General features: G+C 66.3%; 12 protein-coding genes and 1 tRNA gene. 6 read left to right on the forward strand and 7 right to left on the reverse strand.

Going from position 1 to position 26904, the window contains the following annotated elements; all coding sequences use genetic code 11:
* Positions 1-23: 23 nt before the first annotated feature.
* Complete coding sequence (locus tag ACWEFV_RS29865) at positions 24-674, forward strand: GNAT family N-acetyltransferase (protein WP_450072839.1); 651 nt, start codon at positions 24-26, stop codon at positions 672-674.
* A gap of 13 nt (positions 675-687) precedes the next feature.
* Here the strand turns inward: ACWEFV_RS29865 and mbtN are convergent, their stop codons facing one another.
* From mbtN to crcB (ACWEFV_RS29895), 6 genes are read right to left on the reverse strand one after another with little or no spacing between them, the layout of a single operon-like run.
* Positions 688-1857 (reverse strand): mycobactin biosynthesis acyl-ACP dehydrogenase MbtN, encoded by a 1170-nt coding sequence (gene mbtN / locus ACWEFV_RS29870; protein WP_450072840.1) that lies wholly within the window; start codon positions 1855-1857, stop codon positions 688-690.
* Positions 1854-3419, reverse strand: a complete 1566-nt coding sequence (gene mbtM / locus ACWEFV_RS29875; protein WP_450072908.1) for a long-chain-fatty acid--ACP ligase MbtM — start codon at positions 3417-3419, stop codon at positions 1854-1856. The genes mbtN and mbtM overlap by 4 nt, the downstream gene beginning before the upstream one ends.
* 5 nt (positions 3420-3424) lie before the next feature.
* Positions 3425-3694 carry an acyl carrier protein gene (locus ACWEFV_RS29880; protein ID WP_019348478.1) on the reverse strand — a complete coding sequence of 90 codons (270 nt, stop codon included), beginning with the start codon at positions 3692-3694 and terminating at the stop codon, positions 3425-3427.
* Positions 3695-3754: 60 nt separating this feature from the next.
* Entirely contained in the window at positions 3755-4825 is a 1071-nt protein-coding gene (locus ACWEFV_RS29885; RefSeq protein WP_450072841.1) for a DUF190 domain-containing protein, read from the reverse strand.
* Entirely contained in the window at positions 4822-5187 is a 366-nt protein-coding gene (gene crcB / locus ACWEFV_RS29890) for a fluoride efflux transporter CrcB (RefSeq protein WP_450072842.1), read from the reverse strand. Before crcB (ACWEFV_RS29890) ends, ACWEFV_RS29885 begins: the two co-directional genes overlap by 4 nt.
* Positions 5184-5579, reverse strand: a complete 396-nt coding sequence (crcB, locus tag ACWEFV_RS29895; protein ID WP_135453418.1) for a fluoride efflux transporter CrcB — start codon at positions 5577-5579, stop codon at positions 5184-5186. The genes crcB (ACWEFV_RS29890) and crcB (ACWEFV_RS29895) overlap by 4 nt, the downstream gene beginning before the upstream one ends.
* Before the next feature lie 71 nt (positions 5580-5650).
* On the opposite strand from crcB (ACWEFV_RS29895), the gene pgm reads away from it, so the two are divergent.
* From pgm to ACWEFV_RS29910, 3 genes are all read left to right on the forward strand, one after another.
* Positions 5651-7285, forward strand: coding sequence for a phosphoglucomutase (alpha-D-glucose-1,6-bisphosphate-dependent) (gene pgm, locus ACWEFV_RS29900; RefSeq protein WP_450072843.1), 1635 nt, complete (start codon positions 5651-5653; stop codon positions 7283-7285).
* Complete coding sequence (locus ACWEFV_RS29905) at positions 7282-8538, forward strand: MFS transporter (protein WP_450072844.1); 1257 nt, start codon at positions 7282-7284, stop codon at positions 8536-8538. Before pgm ends, ACWEFV_RS29905 begins: the two co-directional genes overlap by 4 nt.
* A 55-nt stretch (positions 8539-8593) precedes the next feature.
* Positions 8594-8666 (forward strand) — tRNA-Ala (locus ACWEFV_RS29910).
* 96 nt (positions 8667-8762) lie between these two features.
* Here ACWEFV_RS29910 and ACWEFV_RS29915 read toward each other — a convergent pair.
* Positions 8763-9626 carry a hypothetical protein gene (locus tag ACWEFV_RS29915; RefSeq protein ID WP_135453421.1) on the reverse strand — a complete coding sequence of 288 codons (864 nt, stop codon included), beginning with the start codon at positions 9624-9626 and terminating at the stop codon, positions 8763-8765.
* 188 nt (positions 9627-9814) lie between these two features.
* Between ACWEFV_RS29915 and ACWEFV_RS29920 the strand changes: the two genes are divergently transcribed.
* A complete protein-coding gene (locus tag ACWEFV_RS29920) occupies positions 9815-11065 on the forward strand; it encodes a cytochrome P450 (protein ID WP_450072845.1) in 1251 nt (416 codons plus the stop codon).
* Positions 11066-11694: 629 nt separating this feature from the next.
* Complete coding sequence (locus ACWEFV_RS29925) at positions 11695-26895, forward strand: amino acid adenylation domain-containing protein (RefSeq protein ID WP_450072846.1); 15201 nt, start codon at positions 11695-11697, stop codon at positions 26893-26895.
* Positions 26896-26904 lie beyond the last annotated feature (9 nt).

Here is a 26904-nt window from a genome sequence, read left to right on the forward strand (position 1 = left end):
GCTGCGGTAGGCTCGGCGCTCAAATGAGCGATATCGATACCGACGTGACCGACGTGCCGGGGGCCCCCGTACTGAAGCGCGAGCTGACCGACATCACCGCCGAGGTGCGCGCCGTCGAGGCCCCTCGCACCCCGGTCCTGGCTGAGCCGTACGACATCCGGCCGGCCGACGCCGGTGCCGACGCCGAGCTGGTGTCGGAGTGGATGAACCGCCCGCACCTGGCGGAGGCCTGGGAGTACGACTGGGCGCCGGACCGCTGGCGCCGGTACCTGCAGGCTCAGCTCGACGGTGAATACTCACGGCCTTTCATCGCGAGCTTCCGCGGGAAGCCCGTCGGGTACATCGAGTTGTACCGGGCGGCCAAGGATTCCATCGCGCCCCGCTACGCCGCCGATCCGTACGACATCGGCATGCATGCCGCGATCGCCGATCTGAGATTCGTCAACCGCGGCATCGGCCCGATCCTGTTGCCGCGCATCGTGGCCAACGTGTTCGAACTCGAACCGAACTGCCGGCGGGTCATGTTCGATCCGGATCATCGCAACACCGGCGCTCGGCGGGTGTGTGAATGGGCGGGGTGTGAATTCCTGGGCGAGCACCAGATGTCCAACCGGCGGATGGCCCTCTATGCGCTGCCGCGCACACCCGACGACGCCCTCGGCGCCGCCGGGTAACTGGAGAACCGGTTCAGGCGCCGGCGAATTCGGCGTAGCCGTCGTAATCGGGCTTCATGGCCGCGGCCACCAGCTCCCACAGCACCTCATCGGTGCCACCACCGACGCGGGCCAGCTTCATGTCGCGCCACCACTTGCCCAGCGGCGTCTCGTCGACGAGATAGCCTGAGCCGCCGAAGATGTGCATGCACTCCGACGCGACCTCCTCGCCCAGCCGTGCGGCGGTCACCTTGAAGGCGGCGGCGGCTCGGAGATCGAGCTTGCCCTGCGCGGCTGCCCCGGCCAGGGCGTAACGCAGCAGGTCGACGCGAGCCTGCAGATCGGCGATCCGCATCCGCAGCGCCTGGTGCTCATAGAGGGTGTGGCCGAACTGCCGGCGTTTCATCATGCGTGCCAACGTGATTCCGAGGATCCGTTGTGAACCTGCGGCGACCTGTCCGGCGATCGACATGCGTTCGTGGGCCAACCCCCAGGAGATCGCCGCCAGCCCGGTGCCGGCCCTGGCCACCAGATGATCGGCGGGCACCCACGTGTCGATGTGCACCGCAGCAGTGGCCAGCGGTCCGTTGCCGACCTTGCGATAGGGCGGCTGGATCTCGACCGCCGACGTCGGCACCGCGATGACGACGACGTTGCCGTGCCTGCTGGTCGGATCGTGGTCGACGCTTCGGGCCACCACCATGATGTGGTCGGCGATCGTCGACAGGGACACGAACTTCTTGATGCCCTTGATCTCGAATCCGTCTCGGGCCGTGCGGACTTCGGTCTCCACGATCTGCAGGTCCGAACCCCCGGATTCCTCGGAGGCCGCGATGCACAGCACGGCTTCGCCGTGGACGGCCTGTTCGCAGATGGTGCGCAGGTGATCGGATTTGCCGAAGCGGCGTAGCAGGGCGATGGCCGAATCATGCAGGCTGACACCCACACCGATACCCGAGGAACCGGTCCGGCCCAGTGCGGAGGCCAGTTCGATCAGCTTGGCCACGTCGGGTTGTTGACCGTCACCCCACTTCTCGCTGAACACCCCGTTGCGGCCGAGGTGTTCGATGAGCCGGCGCGGAAAGCTCTCGGTCTCTTCGGCTTCGGCGGTCCAGGCCTTGACCTGATCGTCGAAAACCCGATCCAGCAGGTCTCGGTACTCCTCGACCGTGGTGGTGGCCGGCGTTGGCGTGAGCGCGGTCATGACTTCGCTGTCTCCAATTGTCGTTTGACCTCCAGGCGGCGCAGCTTGCCCGAGGAGGTGCGGGGGAGCGACCCCGGCGTCAGGAACACCACGTCGGCGGGCACGATGCCGCACTCGGATGCCACCTGTTGGATGACCTGGCTGCGGGCCCCGGCCTCGTCGGGTCCACGGAACTCCGCCGCGATCACCAGGCCGGAGCGGACCGACTTCTCGTCGGCACCCACGGCCACGACGGCGCCTTCCCGAACGCCCTTGACCTGAGCGGCAACTCGCTCGATCTCGGTGGGGAAGATGTTGCGCCCGGCCACCGTGATCAGTTCCTTGGTGCGCCCGCAGACCACCAGTCCGCCGTCGACGAAGTAGCCGAGATCGCCGGTGGCGAACCAGTCGTCAGGCTTCAGCGGTGGCTGACCGAGGTAGCCCGACATCATCGAGGTGCCGCGGATCTCGATCTCGCCCACCTCGCGGTCGACGATGCCCGCGTTGTCCTCGCCGGGCCGCAGGCGCACTTCCATCCCACCGATGGCGTCACCGAGCACGGCGAGCTGCTGCCGATTGGACCCGGCGTCCGTCGCGACGGTGATCTCGTCGAGGACCACACCGTGCCCCGGCACGGGAACCGTGACCGCGCAGGATGATTCGGCCATCCCATAGGACGGTGAGAGGGCGCCGGGGTTGAAGCCGAAGCGGGACAGTTCGGTGCCGAACCGGCTCGTCGCCTCGCAATCCACCGGCTCGCCGCCGTTGAGCGCGAACCGCAGGGCCGACAGGTCCAGATCGGTCAGGCGTCTGGAGTACTTGCCGATCAGGCCGTAGGCCATGTTCGGCGCGGCGGTCAGGGTGGCGCGGCTCTCGGTGAGCCACCGCACCCAGCTGAACGGTGAGGCTGCGAAGGCCATTGTCGGGGCCTGCCACACCTCGATGCCGTTGACCGCTCCGGCCAGCAGGAAGGTCAGTCCCATGTCGTGGTACAGCGGCAGCCATGAGCATCCGATGTCGCTGTGCGACAAGCTGATCCGATCGCTGAGCCCACGTAGGTTGGCCAGCACCGCCGATGGCGTCAGCTGGGCGGTGCGAGGAGTGCCGGTGGAGCCGGCGGTGCCCTGCAGGACCGCGACCGGGCCGGTTCCCGGCGCCAGCGTGGTGGAGCGTTGAGCGTGGGCGACGACGGCGTCGTCGTGGATCCTCAGCGAGGTCTCGGCCGTCCGCAGTAGATCCAGGTGGGCGCCGTGGCTGAATACCGTGCCCGCGCCGATGTCGGAGAGCCGGTTCACCGTGGACTGCGCCCAGGTATTCGCGTCCGCGCCCCGGATCGGGCCGGGCAGTACGGACAGTGCCGCGCCGGCCAGCAGAGCGCCGAGGACCGTTGCGATGCCCTCCACGGTGGGCTCACCGACCACGCCGACTGCGGTCGAACCGTCCTGGCCGATCTGTTCGGCGACGTTCTCGGCGCGCGTGTACACCTGGCCCCATGGATGGCGGGCCCAGGTGCGTGTCTCGTGGTCGTAGACCACGAGGTCGGCGTCGGTGGTGGTCAGCGACGCGGCGAGCGCCGTGGCCAGCACGCTCACTGGCTGCTCTGCGCGGCAGGCACTTTCGCCAGGATGGCCGCCTCGAGATCACCGACGGTGTCGCAGCTGAGCAGGTCCTCTTCGGACAGGGCGACCCCGAGCTTGTCCTCGATCGCCACCATGCCGACGGCGAACGCCACTGAGTCCAGGCCGACGTCGTCGATGAGTCGGGATTCCCTGGTCACCCGGCGGACATCGACATTCATGTCGTCACGAAGGATCTCGGTGAGAGCGGCGCTGACCGCTTCGGGTGTTGTCGACTGCATGGGGTGGCACGGTACACGCCGGAGGAAAGATAGGCTAGCCTTACCAGGCCGCCTGTGAGGTCAGTAACTGAAGCGCGCCAGATCGGTCCCGCCGTGCCGGTGTTCGGCATCGACAACCGTTGCCGAGGGCACCATCTCGGCGCTGACCACGCCGTGCTCGCGGGTGATTTCGTCGACGATCTCGAACGATGCGGCGATCCGGTCGGGGGTGTCCACCACGATGGTCGTCACCGGGACGTGCCGTCCCATCTGGAAAAGCTTGTCCCCGCGGGGTTTACCGTCATCGCTGTAACCCCAGACCCCACGCAGCACCGTCGCGCCGCCGGCCACATTGGACTCCAGCAGCCTGCGGACGATGGCCCGGTGGATGGGCACCCCGTCATGTTGTGCGGTTTCGGCGGTGTGGACCATCAGCTTCTGCCACAGCGGACGGCCCTGAGCGTCGGCGCCGGGCAGCTCGGCCGGCCGGGTCAGCAGCTGCCCGCCCTGCTTGCACAGTTGCGCCCGTTCGACGGTGAGCAGCGGGTTCTCCAGCAGCTCGGTGAGTTCGCCCAGCACCGCATTCACCTGCGCCCCGGTTCCCAGCCCGATGATCATGAGCGGCACCTCGGCATTGCGGCTGAAGAACGCGGCGCGTCGACGCTGGCCGTGGGCGGTCCCGTCCACCCCGAGAAACACCGTGGTCGCGGCGAAGCCGCGCCGGTGCAGCAGATCGCACACCGCGCGGTAGGCCGGAATACCGGCGACCCGGCGATGACGGCCGACGTACACCGTCAGCTTGCAGACGTCGGTAACCGTTGGGGCCGGCGACTGGCGGCGGACCAGCTGGGCCCGCTCCAGGGTGATCAGGCCACGGGGAAGCAGCTCCACCGTCTGCTCGGCCAGCGCGGAGATCTTGTCGGCCGCATCGACAGCGGCGATCGCGACCGGGGGATCCTCTGAGGCACTCAGTGTCTCGTCGGTGCGCAGGTGGTGGTGTGGACCGAAGCTGGAGATCCCGCGCAGCATCACGCTGATCGCGATGTCGCTGGCTCCGTACAGGTCCAGGAGCGCATCGGCGACGAAGCGGTGCTCGTGGCGCAGCCGCTCGGCGAAGTACGCGGTCAGCTTGAGGTAGTCGGTGGTGGTCACAGCCGGCTCCCCAGTGACATGCCGAGCCACGCCGCGGCCAGGCCGAGTACCACGCTGACGACGATGTTGCCGACCGCGGGCCAGATCCGGCGCTCCTCGCCCAGGCGCTGGGTTTCCAGCATCCAGGTGGAGAACGTCGTATAGGAGCCGACGAATGCGGTGCCGGCCAGCAGCGCGGCGTGCCGGTCCAGGGCCAGGCCGCCGAGGAAGCCGAGCAGGAAGGCGCCGCTCAGGTTCACCGCCAGGGTGCCGAACGGGAACCCCCGGGTGTGGCGTGCGGACACCGCACGGTCGAGCAGGAACCGGCAGACCGCCCCGACGCCGCCGAGCAGCATCACCCCGGCCCAGACGACGGCGGTCATCGCACCGCGGCCCGGCGCACCAGAGCGGTAGCGAGGACCACCGCGAGTAGACCGGCGGCGATGCTGGCGGCGGTGTAGCCCGCGGCCAATGCCCAGTTTCCGTGCTCGAGCATCGTGATCGTCTCGACCTGCATCGTGGAGAACGTGGTCAGCCCGCCGCACACCCCGGTACCCAGCAGTGGCCGTCGGTAACTCGACACCGGCAGCCGCTCCAGCAGTCGCGTGGTGAAGTACCCCAGCATGAACGCGCCGATGATGTTCACGATGAACGTCGGCCACGGCCAATGGCCGGGTTGAGGTGCCGCGAGCACCGCCAGGACGGCGCGCGCCAGCGTGCCCAGGGCGCCGCCGACGAAGACCGCGGCCAATTCTCGGGGGTCATGGCCAAACATGAAGTAAAAGTATGGCGGCAACTGCGCGACTGGCGGGCACCGACATCCGTTCGGGAGCAGAATCGGGAACCATGGCTGCCAATCCCCGTGCCGGGCAACCGGCTCAACCCGAGGATCTGATCGACATCGCCGCGGTGGTGACCGCCTACTACACCAGGCGGCCCGACCCCGATGACATTGCGCAGCAGGTGGTGTTCGGTACCTCCGGGCACCGCGGCTCCAGTCTGGATACGGCGTTCAACGAAGGCCACATCCTGGCCACCACCCAGGCCATCGTCGAGTACCGGGCCGCACAGGGCACGACGGGCCCGTTGTTCCTCGGCCGCGACACCCACGCCCTGTCGGAACCGGCCTGGGCCTCGGCACTCGAGGTGCTGGCCGCCAACGATGTTGTGGCGATGATCGATTCGGCCGATCGCTATACCCCGACCCCCGCGGTCAGCCACGCCATCCTGACGTTCAACCGCGGCCGGGACGCCGACCTGGCCGACGGCATCGTCGTCACCCCGTCGCACAACCCGCCGCGCGACGGCGGCTTCAAGTACAACCCACCCAACGGCGGTCCCGCCGATACCGATGCCACCGGGTGGATTGCCAAGCGCGCCAACGAGATCCTGCGTGAGGGCTTCAAATCGGTCAAACGCATGCCGCTGTCGCGGGCGTTGCAGATGGCCCAGCGCCACGACTACCTGGACGCCTATGTCGCGGACCTGGCCAATGTGGTGGATCTGCACGCGATCCGGGCCGCGGGCATCCGCATCGGTGCCGACCCGCTCGGCGGGGCCAGCGTGGACTACTGGGGCGCGATCGCCGAGCGGTACGACCTGGACCTGACCGTGGTGAACCCGCTGGTGGATGCGACGTGGCGGTTCATGACCCTGGACACCGACGGCAAGATCCGGATGGACTGCAGCTCACCGAATGCCATGGCTGGGCTCATCGCCAACCGGGATTCCTATCAGATCGCCACCGGCAACGACGCCGACTCCGATCGGCACGGCATCGTCACCCCGGACGGCGGGCTGATGAATCCCAACCACTATCTGGCCGTGGCGATCGACTACCTCTACACCCACCGGCCGAACTGGCCGGCGGCCACCGCGGTGGGCAAGACCGCGGTGAGCAGTTCGATCATCGACCGGGTGGTGGCCGGGCTGGATCGCAAGCTGGTCGAGGTGCCGGTCGGGTTCAAGTGGTTCGTGGACGGGCTGATCGGCGGCGGCATCGGTTTCGGCGGCGAGGAGAGTGCCGGGGCGTCGTTCCTGCGAATGGACGGGTCGACGTGGACCACCGACAAGGACGGCATCATCCTGGCGCTGCTGGCCTCGGAGATCCTGGCGATCACCGGGTCGACGCCGTCGCAGCGGTATGCCGAACTGGCCGAACGCTACGGGTCGCCCACGTATGCGCGCATCGACGCGCCGGCGGACCGCGAGCAGAAGGCGCGGCTGGCGAAACTGTCGCCCGAGCAGGTCAGCGCCACCGAGCTGGCCGGTGAACCCATCACCGCGAAGCTGACCTCCGCGCCGGGCAACGGCGCGCCGCTGGGCGGGCTGAAGGTCACGACGGAGAACGCCTGGTTCGCGGCCCGGCCGTCGGGCACCGAGGATGTCTACAAGATCTACGCCGAGTCCTTCCTCGGCCCCGACCATCTTGCGGAGGTGCAGGAGGCCGCCAAGGACGTGGTTAATACAGTCATTGGGTGAGCCTTACGGAGGATGACTGTCAGACCAAGGCGAAGCTGCCTGGTGAAGTCTGGGTCCTGATCGTCGCCAACGCCGTCATCGCGCTCGGCTACGGCGTGGTGGCGCCGGTGCTGCCGGCCTACGCCCGCCACTTCGGGGTCAGCATCAGCGCCGCGACGTTCGTCATCACCGCGTTCGCACTGATGAGGCTGTGTTTCGCGCCGGCCACCGGTGTGCTGATCCAGCGGCTGGGCGAGCGCCGGATCTACGTGTGGGGTCTGCTGATCGTCGCCGTCACCACCGGTGCCTGTGCGTTCGCGCAGACGTATTGGCAGCTGCTGCTGTTCCGGTCGCTGGGCGGTATCGGCTCGACGATGTTCTTCGTGTCGGCGCTGGGGCTGATGATCCGGATCAGCCCGGAGGACGCCCGCGGCCGGGTGGCCGGCATGTTTTCCTCGGCGTTCCTGGTCGGGTCGGTCGGCGGGCCGGTGCTGGGGAGCATGACCGCGGGTCTGGGCCTGAGCGCTCCGTTCGTCATCTACGGCGCCGCTCTGTTGGTGGCGGCCGCGGTGGTGTTCATCAGCCTGCGGCACTCGTCGTTGGCCGCGCCCGCGCCGGATGAAGGTGCCAAGGTGACCGTCCGCACGGCGCTGCACAACCGCGCCTACCGGGCGGCGTTGTTGTCGAACTTCGCCACCGGGTGGTCGGCCTTCGGGCTCCGAATTGCCTTGGTGCCGTTGTTCATCGTCGACGTGCTGCATCGCAGTCCCGGGATGGCGGGGCTGGCGCTGGCCACGTTCGCCGTCGGCAACGTGTCCGCGGTGATCCCGAGCGGGTATCTGTCCGACCGGGTGGGGCGACGCCATCTGCTGATCGTCGGGCTCACCGCGGCCGGGATCTCGACCGTGATGGTCGGGTTCACCGACGGGCTGACGCTGTTCCTGGTGAGTGCCTACATCGCGGGCTTCTCGACCGGCATCTTCACCGCACCGCAGCAGGCCGCGGTGGCCGACATCATCGGCAACAAAGCTCGTGGCGGCACCGCGGTGGCGACGTTCCAGATGATGGCCGACGTCGGATCGGTCGGCGGGTCGCTGCTGGTCGGGCTGATCGCGCAGTACCTGTCGTTCTCGTGGGCCTTCGTGATCAGTGGGGTGATCCTGCTGGTGGCCGCGGTGGGTTGGGTCTTCGCTCCGGAGACCCGCGGACGGCCGTCTGCCGAGCACACCCCGGCCCGCGCGCTGGGCCCAGAGGCCGGTGGAGAGGTTCCCTGACCAGCGATTTTGAATGGGGGGTAGCGGTGGTGTAACTTCGTGGAGCACGGAAAACGGGGCTATGGCGCAGTTGGTAGCGCACCACACTGGCAGTGTGGGGGTCAGGGGTTCGAATCCCCTTAGCTCCACGTTTGAAAAACCCGCTCTGACTTCGGTCAGGGCGGGTTTTTTTGGTTTGCTGCCGGGTTCTGTTTTTCAGTGAATGTTCACAGCGAACTGTGCGTTCACGGAACGGGGATAAGCCGTTTGATGAGGCGTGCGGGGACAGCGGGCGAGAGGTTCCAGACGGCAGCGTTGTCGATCCCTGAATAGGCGGGTATGCCGTCGACGAGTAGGCCCGGAACGCGTGACTCGCCGAGCTCGTCGGCTGACCACGTGAACAGTGCGTCGATGCGTGGGCGGATCAGCCCGACGTCGAGGACGTGGCCGAAGCTGTGTTCAGCGTCCACGTAGTCCGAGAGGTTCCCCTGTAGCGGGTACGTGTCGGGCAGAACTCGCGAGAGGGACAGGAAGATGCCGGTCATGCCGAGGCGCGGGTCGCCGAGCAAGGGGGCCAGCGGGGCGCACCAGCCGAGCGCGAGACGGGGCGCTGCGACGAGTGCGTGAGCGAACAGCACCCGCACCAGCACCAGGTTGATGAAGAACCGCTCGATCGGGTTCTCCTTCGCCGCCAGCTGTTCATGGTCGAGATAGGCCGCGACCACGGCGGCGTTGTGGGCGCGGTACCAATTGTGAACCGTTGGGCACCGGGCGAATTCGATGCACAGCCGTGCGCTGGGTGAGGATGCCTCGTTCTTGTACCCCTCCAGAACCGCCCTGGATTCAGCGGTGTCGTGAAGCAGTCGCTCGTTCACCGCGCGCCACCACGGGCTTCCTGGTGGAATCTCGCCGGCCGGCCGGGCGGGATTGAGCAGCCCGCGGCGGAACTGCCAGTCCATGAACGCCAAGGCCGCGCGGCGGTAAGGCAGATGGTCGCCCCGTCGGTTCGGAGAGCCCTCGTAGAGCGCGGCCATCAGGGCGACCCGTCCGGCCGGGTCGTCGCGGACGGTTGCCACCTGGTCGGCGGCGCGGTCGGCGGCGCTCTTCATCAGGAGAAATTCTGCCTCGGAACAGTGGCGCAGGCGGCGTTCCCGCAGGAGCCGCACCAAGTCGGACAAGACCTTGCGGGCCGCTTCGACCCGCGACCGTCGCCGCACGCCCTGCGCCACCCCTATGTCGGCTGTTTTCCGTACCTCTGCTGAGCGCCTAGCATTTGTGTAGCCCCAAGGGAGGCGAAATGAGCGGACCCGAGGACCTCGACTTCTTTACCGACAAGTCGCTAGTCGATAACCCCTACGACTATTACGACGCCCTCCGCCGTTGCCCTTTACGGCGCGAGCCGGCGCACGGCGTAGTGATGGTGTCGGGGTACGACGAGGCCATCGCCGTGCAGCGCGACACGGAGGAGATCTTCTCGGTATGCAATATCGTCAGCGGACCATGGTCGGGGATTCCGATCGCAGCCGACAGCGATGACGTCTCGGATCTGATCGAGCGGTACCGCGACAGGGTTACATTCGGCGACTACTTCATTACGTTCGATCCTCCGCGACACACCGCACACCGCTCGCTGTTGAACCGGCTGTTTACGCCGAGGCAACTCAAGAACAACGAGGAATTTTTGTGGCGTCTTGCCGATGAGCAACTCGACCATTTTGTTGCGGATGGCATGTGCGAGATCGTCGTCGACTACAACTTTCCGTTCACCCTCGACGCGATTACCGACCTGCTTGACGTGCCCCAGGCCGACCGTGAGCGATTCCGCCGCGCGGCGATAGCCAGCAGGCTCGAAGGCGAACGCAGCGGTTTCGTTGGTGTGAAAGAGGAGTGGTTCGTCGACTACATCGAGGAACGTCGGCGCGAGCCGCGCGACGACGTCCTCACTGAGCTTGCGCTGGCAAAGTTTCCAGACGGCACGACACCCGAGGCCATCGACGTCGCCCGTGTCGCCACGTTCATGTTCGCCGCCGGCCACGGCACGACGATCGACCTGCTGAGTCTCGCGATGCTGATGCTGGCGGAGCGACCGGACTTGCAACAGCAGCTGCGCGAGGACACGTCAAAGATCCCCGGCTTTATCGAGGAGATGCTGCGCTTCGAAAGCCCGATCAAATCGAACTTCCGCATGGCGCGGCGCAGTACCAAGATCGGCGACGTCGATGTGCCGGCCGGTACCAGTTTGCTGGTGATGAACGGTGCTGCGAACCGCGATCCGCGACGGTTCGACGAGCCCGGAGAGTTCCGCCTCGACCGTCCAAACGTATTGCACCACATCGCGTTCGGTCGTGGTATTCACACTTGTCCGGGGGCTCCGATTGCACGCGCCGAAGTGCGGGTGAGCTTGGAACGTATTCTTGACCGGATGGCCGACATTCGGCTTTCAGAGGCCGAGCACGGTTCTGCAGGCGCGCGTCGATTCAAATGGGACCGCACCGTTCTGTTCAGGCGCCTCAAGGAATTGCACCTCGAGTTCACTCCGGTTCACTGAACATTTCCGTGGTGAACACCGACGATCGCGGTCGAGTAGGCAATTGTCAACTAACGGAACGGCTGGGATCTGTGAACTAGCAAGCAAATCCGGGCTGCGCTTCAACCTCTGGGTGGGTATCCGAGGGCGGGACATCGTCTCGCCGGATGTTTGGTCCAACGCCCGCCCGGGAATTTGAACTTAGGTTCGGGGGTCTTCGTAACATCTGTTAGGAGGACGCTTACGACGAACATCGCTAGTGCGCTGGCAGCCCCGGCTGATCAATGGACTCATCGTCGAATCGGACCACCCGAGCCGCCTGCCCGATCTGTTGGTGCGTCACCGAGGACGCCCAGCGGCTCGCACGGACTCGGGCGAACCGATGACGAGAGGCGGCGAGCCATGCTGGGCGCGACCTCCCGGCAACCCGCGTGGCGCACCGAAGTGTGGCCGTCTGAATCACGCCGAAAACCCCGCCGACTCGGCTGCCCTCCAGCGGGGCTTGGCCCTGGTCACGGCGACGCGGGGGTTGGAGAACACATGAGCGTCAACCTTTTTGACGACAACGAAGGCAGCTCTTTCGACTTGGCCGTACACGGGGAAGCGGACCAACCGACAAGGGTCAGGCGTCGGCTTGATGGGACAACTCGATGGAAACACGGCTAACTGATCGTGTGTTTCCGCTGATGCGGGGACAGCTGGACATATGGCTTGCGCAGGAAACGGATCGTCTCGCTGCGAGGTGGCAGCTGGGCTATCTCGTGCGACTCGAGGGCACGGTCGACCCCGGTTCGCTTGAGTGGGCGGTCCGTCAGGTGGTGCGCGAGGCCGAACCACTTAGAGCCGTCTTTTTCCAGGTGGATGGCCAGGTTTTCCAGAAGACGGTCGATTGCCCGGATGTTGAGCTTGCCTGCCATGACCTCAGAGGCGCGCAGGATCCCGTCCGGGAAGCCCATCGGCTGGCATCCTCGATTCAGCGCACGGTGATGCCGCTTACTGGCCCGCTGTTCAAATTTGCGTTGTTGCAGACGCGGGTAAATGAATTCTATTTTTTCGTGTGCTGCCATCACATAGTGGCAGACGGAATTGGCCTTGCTCTTGTTTGTCATCGGATCGGCGATGTCTACAGTGCGGTAGCTTCGGGCGCATCGATTCCCCCGGCTTATTTCGGGTCGCTGGGAGATCTGATTGCTTGCGAGTCGGAATACGAAGCGTCCGCCGACTATCTCGATGATCGGGCCTACTGGACCGAGAACCTGCCGCAGGAAAACGAAACACGGTATCGGTTGGCGCCCGCGGCCGCGGCCGCGGCCGCGGGCGAGCGTGATCCGTATGAGTCGTCTGTACCCGTTGAATTGGACCCTGTCGTCGTCGCCGGGATCCAGGAGTTGTCTGAGGCGTTGGGGGTGCGTCGCTCATCGGTGCTAACCGCGGCGTGCGCGCTGCTGGTGCTTGGGTGCGACGTCGAGAGTTCAGAGGTGGTGTTCGAATTTCCGGTAAGTAGGCGTGTGCGTCCGGAGGCGCAGACCGTGCCCGGAATGGTTACCGGGTTCGTCCCACTGGCGTTGAGAGCTTCGCCGGGGTCTGAGGTTTCCAGTTTTTGTGAACACGTCGATGCGCGACTGCGGGAAGCGCTGCAGCATCAGCGGTTCCCGGTGCGTGCCATCGAGAACAAGGCACATCTCCGCGGCTCCGCGCAGGCGCCAAACCGCGTAATTCTCAATTTCATTCCGACCACGCACCTGGCGAATATCGCCGGCGCGACGGCAACGGGGACCCTGACCCATACCAACCTCGTCGATCAGTTCGGACTGGACTTCTTTATTGACGATGATCGGCTTTTTCTCGGCGCGCAGCCGAGCGAGACGGCGAGTGGGTCCGCGGGTGCTGGGCAATGGCTTTCGGACTGTGGTGCCCACGATTTGGTCCAGCGGTTGGAGCGGGTGTTGGTGGGTTTGACTGCTGATCCGACTCGGTTGTTGTCGTCGGTGAATCTGCTTGGTGCCGATGAGCGTGCTCGGTTGGATGGGTGGGGTCATCGGGGGGTGTTGAGTGGGTCGGGGCTTGTGCCGGTGTCGGTTCCGGAGTTGTTCGCCGCACAGGTGGCTCGCTCACCGGAGGCGGTGGCGGTGAGTTTTGAGGGCCGCGGCTTGACGTACCGAGAGTTGGATGAGGCCGCTAATCGGTTGGCGCACTTGTTGGCTTCTCATGGTGTGGGCTGCGGTCGGTGTGTGGGGGTGTTGTTGTCGCGGTCGGTTGAGGCGGTCGTGGCGATTTTGGCGGTGCTCAAGACGGGGGCGGCGTATTTGCCGATTGATCCGGGGCATCCGCGGGAGCGGATTGGGTTCATGCTCGGTGATGCTGCGCCGTTGGCTGTGGTGACTGCCACGGGTTTGCGTTCGCGGTTGGATGGGTTTGATGTGGTCGTCATCGATGTGGATGATCCACGCATTCAGACCGTTTCGTGTGCGGCGATGCCGGCGCCGGCTTCTGACGATGTGGCGTATCTGATTTACACCTCGGGGACAACCGGTGTTGCGAAGGGGGTGGCGATCACCCACCGCAATGTGACCCAGTTGTTGGTGTCGTTGGATGTGGGGCTGCCGACGGCGGGCGTGTGGAGCCAGTGCCACTCGTATGCCTTCGATGTTTCGGTGTGGGAGATCTTCGGTGCGTTGTTGCGCGGCGGGCGGCTGGTGGTGGTGCCCGAGTCGGTGGTGAGTTGCCCGGAGGATTTCGCTGAGGTGCTGGTTGCGGAGGGGGTCAGTGTTTTGACTCAGACTCCGTCTGCGGTGGTGGCGCTTTCGCCGGTGGGGTTGGGGTCGGTGGCGTTGGTGGTGGCTGGTGAGGCGTGTCCGGCTGAGGTGGTGGATCGGTGGGCTCCGGGGCGGGTGATGGTTAATGCCTATGGTCCGACTGAGACCACGATGTGTGTGGCGGTCAGTGCGCCTTTGGTGGCGGGGTCGGGGGTGCCGCCGATCGGTTCGCCGGTGGCGGGGGCGGCGTTGTTTGTGCTGGATGGGTGGTTGCGTCCGGTGCCGCGCGGTGTGGTGGGGGAGTTGTATGTCGCTGGTGCGGGGGTGGGGGTTGGGTATTGGTGTCGGGCTGGGTTGACGGGTTCGCGGTTTGTGGCGTGTCCGTTTGGGGTGTCGGGGGAAAGGATGTATCGCACTGGGGATTTGGTGTGTTGGGGTGCTGATGGGCAGTTGCGGTATCTGGGGCGTGCTGATGAGCAGGTCAAGATTCGTGGGTATCGGATTGAGTTGGGTGAGGTTCGGACGGCGCTGGCGGGGTTGGCTGGGGTTGAGCAGGCGGTGGTGATTGCTCGTGAGGATCGTCCGGGGGATCGGCGGTTGGTGGGTTATGTCACCGGGGTGGTAGATCCGGTCGAGATCCGCGCTGCGCTGGCCGAGCGGTTGCCGGAGTTCATGGTGCCGGTCGCGGTGGTGGTGTTGGACGCAATACCGTTGACGGTCAACGGAAAGCTGGATGTTCGGGCTTTGCCGGCACCTGAATATCGAAGTGGCGGTGGTGGTTACCGTGCTCCGGCTGGTCCGGTCGAGGAGATCTTGGCAGGTATCTATGCTGACGTGCTCGGGCTGGGTGTGGAGCGGGTCGGGGTCGATGACTCGTTCTTCGATTTGGGTGGGGATTCGTTGCTGGCGATGCGGGTGGTCGCCGCGGCCAACACCGCACTGAATGCTGACCTTTCGGTACCCACCGTGTTCGACACACCTACGGTTACCGGGCTGGCGCTGCGCATCGGCGCGGATTCGAGTCGGCCTGAGCCGTTGGTGGCGGGTGAGCGGCCGGCGGTGGTGCCGTTGTCGTTTGCCCAGCAGCGGTTGTGGTTTATCGACCAGTTGCAGGGGCCCTCAGCGGTGTACAACATACCGGCGGCGTTGCGGCTGGAGGGGCACCTGGATGCCGAGGCGCTGGGAGCGGCGCTGTCCGATGTGGTGGGCCGCCACGAGAGCCTGCGCACCCTGTTTGTGGCGCCCGAGGGCATCCCCCAGCAGTTGGTGGTGGCGCCCGAGCGGGCCGACTTCGGTTGGCAGATCATCGATGCCACTGGGTGGCCGGAGAGCCGGCTGGGTGGGGCCATCAACTCGGCGGCGTGCTACATGTTCGATCTCGAAAATGAGATCCCTTTGCGCGCATGGCTTTTCCGCGTGGCTGACGATGAACACGTGCTGGTGGCGGTGGTGCACCATATCGGCGCGGATGGCTGGTCGATCACCGCGCTGGTGCGTGACCTAGGTGTCGCCTATGCCAGCCGGTGCGCGGGGCGGGCCCCGGGCTGGGCGCCCTTGCCGGTGCAGTACGTCGATTACACGCTGTGGCAGCGCGCCCAGTTCGGTGATCTGGAAGACAGCGGCAGCAGCATCGCTGCGCAGCTGGCGTACTGGGAGCAGGCCCTGGCCGGGATGCCTGAGCGGCTGCAGCTGCCCGCCGATCGGCCTTATCCGCCGGTGGCCGATTACCGCGGCGCCAGGGTGTCGGTCGATTGGCCGGCCGCGCTGCAGCAGCGCGTGCGCGAGGTGGCCCGCGAACACAATGCGACCAGCTTCATGGTGATTCAGGCCGCCCTGGCGGTGCTGCTGGCGAGGCTCAGTGCCAGCCCCGAGGTGGCCGTCGGATTCGCGATCGCCGGCCGACGCGATCCCGCGCTGGATGAGCTGGTGGGGTTCTTCGTCAACACTCTGGTGCTGCGGGTCGATGTGGCCGGTGATCCCACCACCGCTGAACTGTTGGACCAGGTGCGTGCGCGCAGCCTGGCCGCCTACGAGCATCAAGATGTGCCTTTCGAGTTGCTCGTCGAGCGGCTCAGCCCCACCCGCAGCCTCGCCCATCACCCACTGGTTCAGGTGGTATTGGCCTGGCAGAACTTCCCCGGGCACACCAGCGACCCTGCCGCCGGGTTGGCCTTGGGCGATGTGCAGGTCACGCAGATGCCGGTGGACACCCAGTCGGCCCGCGTGGATCTGACATTCACGCTGGCCGAACGTCTCACCGATGCCGGTGAGCCCGCCGGGATTTATGGAGACGTGGAATTTCGCACCGACGTGTTCGACGCGGCCGGCATCCAGGCGCTGATCGAGCGGTTGGAGCGGGTGTTGGTGGCGATGACCGCCGACCCGGGCAGGCGGCTGTCGTCAATGGATCTCCTCGATGCCGGTGAGCACGCTCGTCTGGATGAGATCGGTAACCGGGCGGTGTTGACCCTGCCTGCGGGCACGCCGGTGTCGATTCCGGCGTTGTTCGCCGCGCACGTGGCCCGCACACCGGAGGCGGTGGCGTTGACCTTCGAAGGCCGCTCGATGACGTACCGCGAGCTGGACGAGGCCGCCGACCGCGTGGCGCACCTGTTGACCGCCCATGGTGTGGGCCCCGGCGAGTGTGTGGGGCTGTTGTTGCCCCGCTCCGCCGAAGCGATCGTGGCGATCCTGGCGGTGCTCAAGACCGGGGCGGCCTACCTGCCGATCGACCCGGCCCACCCGGCGGCCCGCATCGAGTTCATGCTCGCCGACGCGGCACCGATGGCGATCGTCACCACCGCCGGGCTGCGCCCGCGGCTGACCGGGCACGACCTGACGGTCATCGACATCGAAGACCCCCGCATCGCCACCTACCCCTGCGTCGGATTGCCGGCACCGGACCCCGGCAACATCGCGTACCTCATCTACACCTCGGGCACCACCGGGGTCCCCAAAGGCGTGGCGATCACCCATCAAAACGTCACCGCACTGATGGGGTCTCCGTATGCGAATCTGCCGACGGCAGGAGCATGGACGCAGTGTCATTCCTATGGCTTTGACTTCTCGGTCCACGAGATATGGGGTGCACTTCTCAGTGGCGGGCGGCTGGTGGTGGTGCCCGAAGCGGTGGCCCGCTCGCCGGAGGACTTTCGCCGGGTAGTGGTTGCTGAACGCGTCAGCGTGCTTACCCAGACCACTTCGGCTCTGGCGGTTTCGTCGCCGCAGGGGTTGGAGTCGGTGACGACGTTGGTGTTCGGCGGTGAGGCCTGCCCGGCCGAGGTGGCGGATCGGTGGGCGCCCGGGCGGGCGATGATCAACCAATACGGTCCGACCGAGACCACAGTGTTTGCGGCGGTCAGTGCGCCCCTGGTGGCGGGGTCGGGGGCGGCGCCGGTCGGCTCGCCGGTGCCGGGGGCGGCGTTGTTTGTGCTCGATGAGTTGTTGCGCCCGGTGCCGGTGGGCGTGGTCGGGGAGTTGTACATCGCCGGTGCCGGTGTGGGAGTTGGGTATTGGCGTCGGGCCGGGTTGACCGGGTCGCGGTTTGTGGCGTGTCCGTTCGGGGCAGCGGGCGAAAGGATGTATCGCACCGGGGATTTGGTGTCGTGGGGTGCTGACGGGCAGCTGCAGTACTTGGGGCGTGCCGATGAGCAGGTCAAGATCCGCGGGTATCGCATCGAATGTGGTGAGGTGCAGGCGGTGTTGGCTGCACTCGACGGGGTCGAGCAGGCGGTGGTGATCGCCCGCGAGGACCGCCCCGGGGATAAGCGTCTGGTGGGCTACATCACCGGGACGGCCGACCCGGCTCAGACCCGCGCGGCGCTGGCCGAGCGGCTACCGGAGTTCATGGTGCCGGCCGCAGTGGTGGTCATCGACGCCATACCGTTGACGGTCAACGGAAAACTGGATAGCCGCGCCCTGCCGGAACCCGAATACCAAAGTGGCGGTGGTGGTTATCGCGCTCCGGCGAGTCCGGTCGAGGAGATCCTGGCCGGCATCTACGCCCGGATACTCGGGCTGGAGCGGGTCGGGGTCGATGACTCGTTCTTCGATCTGGGTGGGGATTCGCTGCTGGCGACGCGGGTGGTCGCCGCGATCAAGACCGTCCTGGATACCGGCCTCGCGGTGCGCACCTTGTTCGACACGCCCACGGTTGCCCGGTTGGCGCCTCGTCTCGGCGGGGATGGGGGTGGGCGTAAGCCGTTGGTGGCGGGTGAGCGGCCGGCGGTGGTTCCGTTGTCGCATGCTCAGAGCCGGCTGTGGTTCCTCAACCGGTTCGAGGGCGGGGCGGCGACCTACAACATGCCGACCGCGTATCGGATCAGCGGAGCGCTGAATATCGAGGCGCTGAGCGCGGCCCTCGATGATGTCATCGCCCGCCACGAATCGCTTCGCACCATATTTCCCGACATCGACGGTGTGCCGTTCCAGCAGGTGCTGCCGGCGCAAGCCGGGATGTGGCGGCGCGGGGGCGCCGCGGTGGTGTCGTTGCCGGAGTCGGGTGTGATCAGCGAGTTGACGGCGCTGGCGGGGTACCGGTTTGAGTTGGCGACCGAAATCCCGATTCGTGCGCAGATCTACTCGGTAGGGACCGAGCGGTATGTGGTGGGAATCGTGGTGCACCACATTGCTTTTGATGGGTGGTCACTGGCCCCGATGGTCAGGGATGTAGGCGTGGCGTACGCCAGCCGGTGTGCGGGCCGAGAACCCGATTGGGCGCCACTGCCGGTGCAGTATGTCGACTACACGCTGTGGCAACAGGAGTGGTTGGGAGCTGAGTCCGATCCGGACAGCGTGATCGCTGAGCAGTTGCGGTACTGGCAGCACGAGCTGGCCGAGCTGCCGGAGGTGGTGTCGCTGCCGACGGATCGGGCCCGCCCGCCGGTACCCAGTTATCGCGGTGATGGGGTGGGGTTGCTCATCGACCCGCAGATGTGGGCGGGTATCAAGCGGTTGGCCGCGGCGCATAACGCGACCGCCTCGATGGTCCTGCAGTCCCTGGTGGCGGTGTTGTTGTACCTGGTCGGGGTGGGCGAGGACGTGGCGATGGGCACGCCGATCGCCGGACGAGTCGATGAGGCGCTCGACGATCTGGTTGGCTTCTTCGTGAACACGTGGGTGTTGCGGGTGGGTGTCAATGCTGCGCAGCGGTTCAGCGATGTGCTTGAGCAGGTGCGTCGGAAAGCGCTGGACGCCTACAGCAACCAGGATGTGTCGTTCGAGCTTCTCGTCGAGCAGCTCAACCCGACGCGCTCCACGTCGCACCATCCGCTGTTTCAGGTAGGCATGGCCTTCCAGAACAATGTGCTCCCCCAGGTGGCATTCGACGGGGTCAGCGTCGAACCGGTGACGGCGCCCGTCCTCACCGCAAAGTGGGATCTGGATTTCGATCTGAGAGAGGTGTCCACCGAGGACCCGGCCGCGCCGATGGTCACCGGGACGGTCTCGTATGCCACGGATTTGTTTGACCGGACCACCATCGAGCGGTTGGTCGGCTGGTTTGGGCGGTTGGTCGAGGCCGTAGTCGCCGATGCGTCGGTGGTGGTCGGGGAAGTGGCGCTGTTGGACCGTGACGAGCGGGATCTGTTGCTGGATCAGTGGTCTGGTGTGGGTGTGGCAGCTCCGGTGGGGGTGGCTCCGCAGTTGCTGGAGGCGGCCGTAGCCGCCGATCCGGATGCAATGGCCGTGCTCGATGGTGCGCGGGCGCTGTCCTATCGCGAACTTGACGAGGCATCGAACCGATTGGCGCGGTTGCTGATTGAGATGGGGGTGGGTCCAGAGCGCACCGTCGGTGTAGCGATGGATCGGTGCGTCGAGCTGGTGGTGGCGTGGTGGGCTGTGGTCAAGGCCGGTGGGGTCTATGTACCGGTGGATCGGACCCATCCCGGTGAGCGGATCGCCACGGTGTTGGACACGGTGGCCGCGGTGTGTGTGCTGACCTGTGGCCCCGACATGGTGGCCGGCGCCGCGGGGCGTCCGGTGATTCGCATCGACGCTCTGGACCTGTCGGGGCGGTGCGCGGAGGCGATCACCGATGCCGACCGGTTGGCGGCGCTGGGGGTGGATGACGCCGCCTATGTGATCTTCACGTCGGGGTCCACCGGTGTGCCCAAAGGGGTGGCGGTCAGCCACGCGGGTCTGCTGGGGATGGCCGCAGCGCAACGAGTGATCTTCGGGCTGGGCGCCGATGCGCGGGTGCTGATGGTGGCCGCGCCGACCTTTGACGCATCGGTGTTCGAGATGTTGTTGGCGGCGGGATCCGGGGCGATGTCGGTGATGGCCCCGCCGGACGCCTATGCCGGGGAGGCCTTGACCGCCCTGCTGCAGAGCCAGCAGGTCAGCGCAGCCGTGTTGACCCCGACGGTGCTGGCGTCGCTGGATTCGGCTCAGGTGGACGGGGTGGACACGCTGATCACCGCGGGCGAGGCCTGCCCGGCCGAGTTGGTGGCCTCCTGGGCGCCGGGTCGACAGATGTTCAACGCGTATGGGCCCACCGAGACAACCGTCTGGGCCACCTGCACTGCGCCGCAGCCGGCGGGCCGGTCGGTGAGCATCGGCGCCCCGATCCCAGGGGTGTGCGCGTTGGTGTTGGATGCTCGGCTGAACCCGGCACCGTTCGGAGTAGTGGGCGAGCTTTATCTGGCCGGACCCGCGTTGGCGCGCGGCTATGTCGGCCGGGCGGAGTTGACCGCCGACCGGTTTGTGGCCAATCCTTTTGGGGCTGCCGGGACACGCATGTACCGCACCGGCGACCTGGTCCGCTGGACCCCGGTTGGCACCCTGGACTACCTGGGCCGCGCCGACACGCAGATCAAACTGCGCGGACAGCGCATCGAACTGGGCGAAATCGAAAACACCCTGCTGGCCTGCCCACAAGTCATACAAGCGGCCGCCACTGTGCACCACGGCACCACCGGCTCCCACCTCATCGCCTACGTCACGCTGGAGCACGCCAGCACCGCCGAGCAGGACGCCGAAATCGTCGACCGGTGGCACCACATGTACGACGAGCTGTACGGCGCCGAGGTCGCGGCACCCGCGTTCGGCATGGATTTTCGAGGCTGGAACAGCAGCTACACCGACGATCCGATTCCGCTCGAGGAGATGGCGGAGTGGCGGGCGGCCACGGTGGATCGCATCCTGGCCATGCAGCCGCGGCGCATGTTGGAGATCGGCGCGGGCTCCGGGCTGATGTTGTCCCAGATCGCCCCGTACTGCGAACATTATGTCGGCACCGACGTCTCGGCGGTGGCCATCGACGCCCTGGCCCGATCGCTGGAGCAGTTGCAGATCGGGTGGCGTGATCGGGTCCAACTGCTGACCCAGCCCGCCCACGTCAGCGGTGGATTGCCGCAGGGTTACTTCGACACCATCATCCTCAACTCGGTGATCCAGTACTTCCCCAACGCGGCCTATCTGGCCGAGGTCATCGACAACGCCATGGATCTGCTGGCTCCCGGCGGGAGACTGTTTCTCGGTGATGTGCGGAACCGCACCCTGCAGGGCGCGCTGCAAACCGGGGTCGCACTGGCCGGCGCCACCGCCACCTCCGATGCCGACGAGATCCGCCAACGCGTCCAGCGTGCGGTGCTCGGCGAAACCGAATTACTGCTGGCCCCAGAGTTTTTCACCACCTGGGCCGCCGACCGCCCGTCGGTGGCCGGACTCGGCATCGAAGTCAAACGCGGAGTGGCCGACAATGAACTCAACCGGTACCGCTACGACGTCACCATCCATAAGACCCCCGCGCCCGTACGCTCGCTGGCCACGACAGAGTGCTGGGCGTGGACCGAGTGCGCAGGCCTACGCGGGCTGCACGAACAGTTGACATCCCGACGCCCCGTTGCCGTTCGCGTCACCGAGATCCCCCGCGCCGGACTGCTCGGCGACGTCCACGTCGAACACGCCCTCGCGGATGGACTGTCCCTGGCCGACGCACTGGCTGAAGCCGGCGCCGCCGATGCCGTTGTCCCCGAAGAATTGCACCGCCTCGGCGAAGCTATTGGATACCAGGTCGCGGTCACCTGGGGCGCCCAACCCGGCACCCTGGATGCCGTCTTCATCATCCCCGTCGACCCCCACCGCCAGCGCACCCCGGCGCTGACCGACCTTTACATCCCACCCGACGGCGCCCGCCAACGCAGCACCCATGCCAACGACCCCCGCACCAACTCCAAACTCACCGCGGTGCGTCAGCGGTTGAGTGCGTGGTTGCCCGAATACATGGTGCCGACGCACATCGTGGTGCTCGACGAGTTCCCGTTGACCCCATCGGGCAAGCTCGACCGAAAGGCCTTGCCGGCACCGGTGTTTGCCGCCACGGCCTTCCGGGCGCCGCAGACCCCGACCGAAAAAATCATCGCCGGTGTGTTCGCCGAGGTGCTGGGGATGGACGCGGTCGGTGTTGACGACTCGTTCTTCGATCTGGGTGGGGATTCAATGTCGGCGATGCGCTTGATCGCCGCGGTCAACAACGCCCTGAGTGCCGATCTCTCGGTTCGCACAGTGTTCGAGGCGCCCACGGTTGCCCAGTTGGCGCCCCATGTCGGTGCGGATGCGGGGCGGCTGCCGCCGTTGGTGGCGGGTGAGCGGCCGGCGGTGGTGCCGTTGTCGTTTGCCCAGCAGCGGTTGTGGTTTATCGACCAGTTGCTCGGCCCTTCACCGCTTTACAACGTGGCGGTGGCGTTGCGGCTGGAGGGGCACCTGGATGCCGACGCACTCGGTGCCGCGCTGTCCGATGTGGTGGGCCGCCATGAAACCCTGCGCACGCAGTTGCCGGCGGTCGAGGGCATCCCCCAGCAGTTGGTGGTGGCGCCCGAGCGGGCCGACTTCGGGTGGCAGATCATCGATGCCAGCGGCTGGCCGGAGAGCCGGCTGGGTGAGGCCATCAACGAGGCGGTGCGCCACACATTCGATCTGGCAACCGAGATCCCTTTGCGGGCAGGGATTTTCCGTGTTGGCGACGATGAACACGTGCTGGTGGCTGTGGTGCACGAAATCGCCGCGGATGGCTGGTCGATGACTCGGCTGGTACGTGACTTGGGTGTGGCCTATGCCAGCCGGTGCGCGGGTCAGGCCCCGGGCTGGGTGCCCTTGCCGGTGCAGTACGTCGATTACACGCTGTGGCAGCGCGCCCAGTTCGGTGATTTCGATGACAGTGAAAGCCACATCGCTGCGCAGCTGGCGTACTGGGAGCAGGCCCTGGCCGGGATGCCTGAGCGGCTGCAGCTGCCCACCGATCGCCCCTACCCGCCGGTGGCCGATCAGCGCGGCGCCAGGGTGTCGGTCGATTGGCCGGCGGCGCTACAGCAGCAGGTTGCTCGGGTGGCCCGCGAGCATAATGCGACCAGTTTCATGGTGGTACAAGCGGCGCTGCTGGCCCTGCTTTCGAGGCTCAGCGCCAGCAGCGATGTGGCGGTGGGGTTCGCGATCGCCGGGCGCCGCGACCCGGCACTGGATGAGCTGGTGGGGTTTTTCGTCAACACCTTGGTGCTGCGGGTCGATGTGACTGGTAATCCCACTGTGACAGAACTTTTGGACCAGGTGCGCGCGCGCAGCCTGGCCGCCTACGAGCATCAAGATGTGCCGTTCGAGGTACTCGTGGAACGGCTCAACCCCACCCGCAGCCGGGCCCATCACCCTCTGGTTCAGGTGATGCTGGGCTGGCAGAACTTCCCCGGACAAGTCAACGTCCCCGCAACCGGACTGCGTTTGGGTGATCTACAGGTCACGCCGCTGCTCGCGGATACCCAGGCCGCGAAAATGGACCTGGTGTTCTTCCTGAAAGAACGCTTCACCGATGCCGGTGAGCCCGCCGGGATTTATGGGGAAGTGGAATTTCGGACCGACGTGTTCGACGCGGCCGGCATCCAGGCGCTGATCGAGCGGTTGGAGCGGGTGTTGGTGGGGTTGACTGCTGATCCGGCTCGGTTGTTGTCGTCGGTCGATGTGTTGGTTGCCGGTGAGCGCGCCTGGTTGGGTGAGGTTGGTAATTGGGGCGTGTTGGGCGAGCCGGTGGGTGCTCTGGTGTCGGTTCCGGAGTTGTTCGCCGAACACGTGACGAACACCCCGGAGACGGTGGCGCTGGTACACGAGAGCCGCTCGCTGACGTACCGCGAGCTCGATGAGGCATCGAACCGGCTGGCGCACTTGCTGATTGGCCGTGGCGCGGGTCCCGGCCAACGGGTGGCATTGCTGTTGCCGCGCACGATCGAGGCGGTCGTGGCGATTTTGGCGGTGCTCAAAACGGGGGCGGCGTACCTGCCGATCGACCCCGCAATGCCGGAAACGCGGATCAGGTTCCTGCTCACCGATGCCGGGCCGATCGCCGCGATCACCACTGCGGGGCTGGCCGACCGGCTCGACGGGTGTGACCTGCCGGTCATCGATGCCGAAGACCCCGCCATCGAGACCTACCCGTGCACGGGCTTGCCGGTGCCCGCGGCCGATGACATTGCCCAGATCATCTACACCTCCGGCACTACCGGTGTCCCGAAAGGGGTGGTCGTCACCCACCACAACATCACCCAGCTGCTGTCGTCACTGGATGCCGGCCTGCCGCGCGCAGGTGTGTGGGCGCAGTGTCATTCCTTGGCCTTTGACGTCTCGGGCTGGGAGGTATTCGGTGCGCTTTTGCGCGGCGGGCGGCTGGTGGAGGTGCCTGAGTCGGTGGCCGGCTCACCGGACGACTTCCACGCCGTGCTGCTCAGTCAGCATGTCAACGTGTTGACTCAGACTCCGTCTGCGATTGCGGCACTCTCGCCGGAGGGGTTGGAATCGGCGGCATTGGTGATGGCAGGTGAGGCCTGTCCGGCCGAAGTGGTGGACCGCTGGGCGCCTGGGCGGATGGTGATCAACGCCTACGGCCCGACCGAGACCACGATGTGTGTGGCGATCAGCGCCCCGCTGACAGCGGGGTCGGGGGTGCCGCCGATCGGGTCGCCGGTGGTGGGGGCCGCGTTATTCGTGCTGGATGGGTGGTTGCGCCCGGTGCCGCGCGGCGTGGTGGGGGAGTTGTATGTGGCCGGCGCCGGGGTGGGGGTTGGGTATTGGCGTCGGGCTGGTTTGACCGGGTCGCGGTTTGTGGCGTGTCCGTTCGGGGTGTCGGGTGAAAGGATGTACCGCACAGGGGATCTGGTGTCGTGGGGCGCTGATGGGCAGCTGCGGTATATGGGGCGCGCGGATGAGCAGGTCAAGATCCGCGGGTATCGCATCGAGTTGGGTGAAGTCCGGACAGCGCTGGCCGGGCTGGATGGGGTCGAGCAGGCGGCGGTGATTGCCCGTGAGGACCGTCCCGGGGATCGGCGGTTGGTGGGTTATGTCACCGGAACTGCTGACCCTGCCCGGCTACGCGGCGCGCTGGCCGAGCGGTTGCCGGAGTTCATGGTGCCGGCCGCCGTGGTGGTGTTGGACGCAATACCGTTGACGGTCAACGGCAAGTTGGATGTTCGGGCTTTGCCGGCACCTGAATATGTGGATGGCGGTGGTGGTTACCGTGCTCCGGCTGGCCCGGTCGAGGAGATTCTGGCTGGGATCTATGCCGATGTGTTGGGTGTGGAGCGGGTCGGGGTCGATGACTCATTCTTCGATTTGGGTGGGGATTCGTTGTTGGCGATGCGGGTGGTCGCCGCGGCCAACACCGCCCTGGATGCCCACCTTTCGGTACCCAACGTATTCGACACGCCATCCGTAAGAAGCTTGAGCCAGCAGGTGGAAAGGCAATCTAGCTCGTCGGATGTGGCTGCCGCCAACGGGCCCAGCTTCGAGTCCGTGCATGGCTGCGACAGCACCGAGGTGCACGCCCGCGATCTCACACTGGACAAGTTCATCGACGCCACGACGCTGACCGCGGCCCCGACGCTGCCACGCGCGAGCGCCAAGTTGCGGACGGTTCTGTTGACCGGGGCGACCGGTTTCCTCGGGCGTTACCTGGCCCTGGAATGGCTGGAGCGGATGGACCTGGTGGACGGCACACTGATCTGCCTGGTGCGCGCCAAGTCCAATGAGGATGCGCAGCAACGCTTGGAGAAGACCTTCGACAGCGGCGACCCGGGACTGTTGCGGCATTTCCAGGAGCTGGCCGCCGATCATCTGGAGGTCCTCGCCGGCGACAAGGCCGAAGTCAACCTAGGCTTGGACCAGCAGACCTGGCAGCGGCTGGCCGACACCGTCGACCTGATCGTCGACTCCGCGGCTCTCGTCAGCGGCGTCCTTCCTTATCGTGAGCTGTTCAGGCCCAACGTCGTGGGCACCGGCGAGCTGGTCCGCCTCGCGCTCACCACGAAGCTGAAGCCCTACACGTACGTGTCGACAGGCAACGTAGGCGACCAGGTCGAGCCGTCGGCGTTCACCGAGGACGCCGACATCCGGGTCGTCGGCTCCACTCGCACAATCGACGGCAGCTTCGTCAACGGCTACGGCACCAGCAAGTGGGCCGGCGAGGTGTTGTTGCGCGAGGCCAATGACCTGTGCGGGCTGCCGGTCGGAGTGTTTCGTTGCGACCTGATCCTGGCCGACACCACGTATGCGGGTCAGCTCAACGTGTCGGACCTGTTCACCCGAATGGTGCTGAGCCTGTTGGCAACTGGCATCGCGCCCGCCTCGTTCTACCAACTTGACGGCGACGGCAACCGGCAACGCGCGCACTTCGACGCGCTGCCTGTCGAATTCATCGCAGAAGCGATCACCACGCTGGGCGCCCGCGTGGCCGACGGGTTTGAGTGCTATCACGTGATGAACCCGCACGACGACGGCATCGGGCTCGACGAGTACGTCGACTGGGTGATCGAGGCCGGTTACCCGATCCAGCGCATCGGTCACTTCGGGGAGTGGTTGCCGCGGTTTGTGACCGCCCTGCGGGCCTTGCCGGATCGACAGCGCCGGCGCACCGTGCTGGAGATGTTGCCGTCGGGCGATGCCACGAATTTGCAGCCTGCAGAGCCGATGTGCGGGTCCTACGCGCCGACCGACCGGTTCCGTGCGGCGGTGCAGGAAGCGAAAATCGGCCCCGATCACGACATCCCGCACGTCTCGGCGCCGATCATCGTCAAATACGTCACCGACCTGCAACTGCTCGGCGTAGATCAATGGCGGTAGGCATCCACA

This window comes from Mycobacterium sp. NPDC004974 (genome assembly GCF_053600815.1).

Bases quoted from the DNA above. Each gene is read 5' to 3' on its own strand.
- ACWEFV_RS29915 (WP_135453421.1), bottom strand. From the start codon at position 9,626: ATGAAGAGCGCCGCCGACCGCGCCGCCGACCAGGTGGCAACCGTCCGC.
- ACWEFV_RS29925 (WP_450072846.1), top strand. From the start codon at position 11,695: ATGGAAACACGGCTAACTGATCGTGTGTTTCCGCTGATGCGGGGACAG.
- ACWEFV_RS29880 (WP_019348478.1), bottom strand. From the start codon at position 3,694: ATGCAGTCGACAACACCCGAAGCGGTCAGCGCCGCTCTCACCGAGATC.
- crcB (WP_450072842.1), bottom strand. From the start codon at position 5,187: ATGACCGCCGTCGTCTGGGCCGGGGTGATGCTGCTCGGCGGCGTCGGG.
- ACWEFV_RS29865 (WP_450072839.1), top strand. From the start codon at position 24: ATGAGCGATATCGATACCGACGTGACCGACGTGCCGGGGGCCCCCGTA.
- ACWEFV_RS29920 (WP_450072845.1), top strand. From the start codon at position 9,815: ATGAGCGGACCCGAGGACCTCGACTTCTTTACCGACAAGTCGCTAGTC.
- pgm (WP_450072843.1), top strand. From the start codon at position 5,651: ATGGCTGCCAATCCCCGTGCCGGGCAACCGGCTCAACCCGAGGATCTG.
- mbtN (WP_450072840.1), bottom strand. From the start codon at position 1,857: ATGACCGCGCTCACGCCAACGCCGGCCACCACCACGGTCGAGGAGTAC.
- crcB (WP_135453418.1), bottom strand. From the start codon at position 5,579: ATGTTTGGCCATGACCCCCGAGAATTGGCCGCGGTCTTCGTCGGCGGC.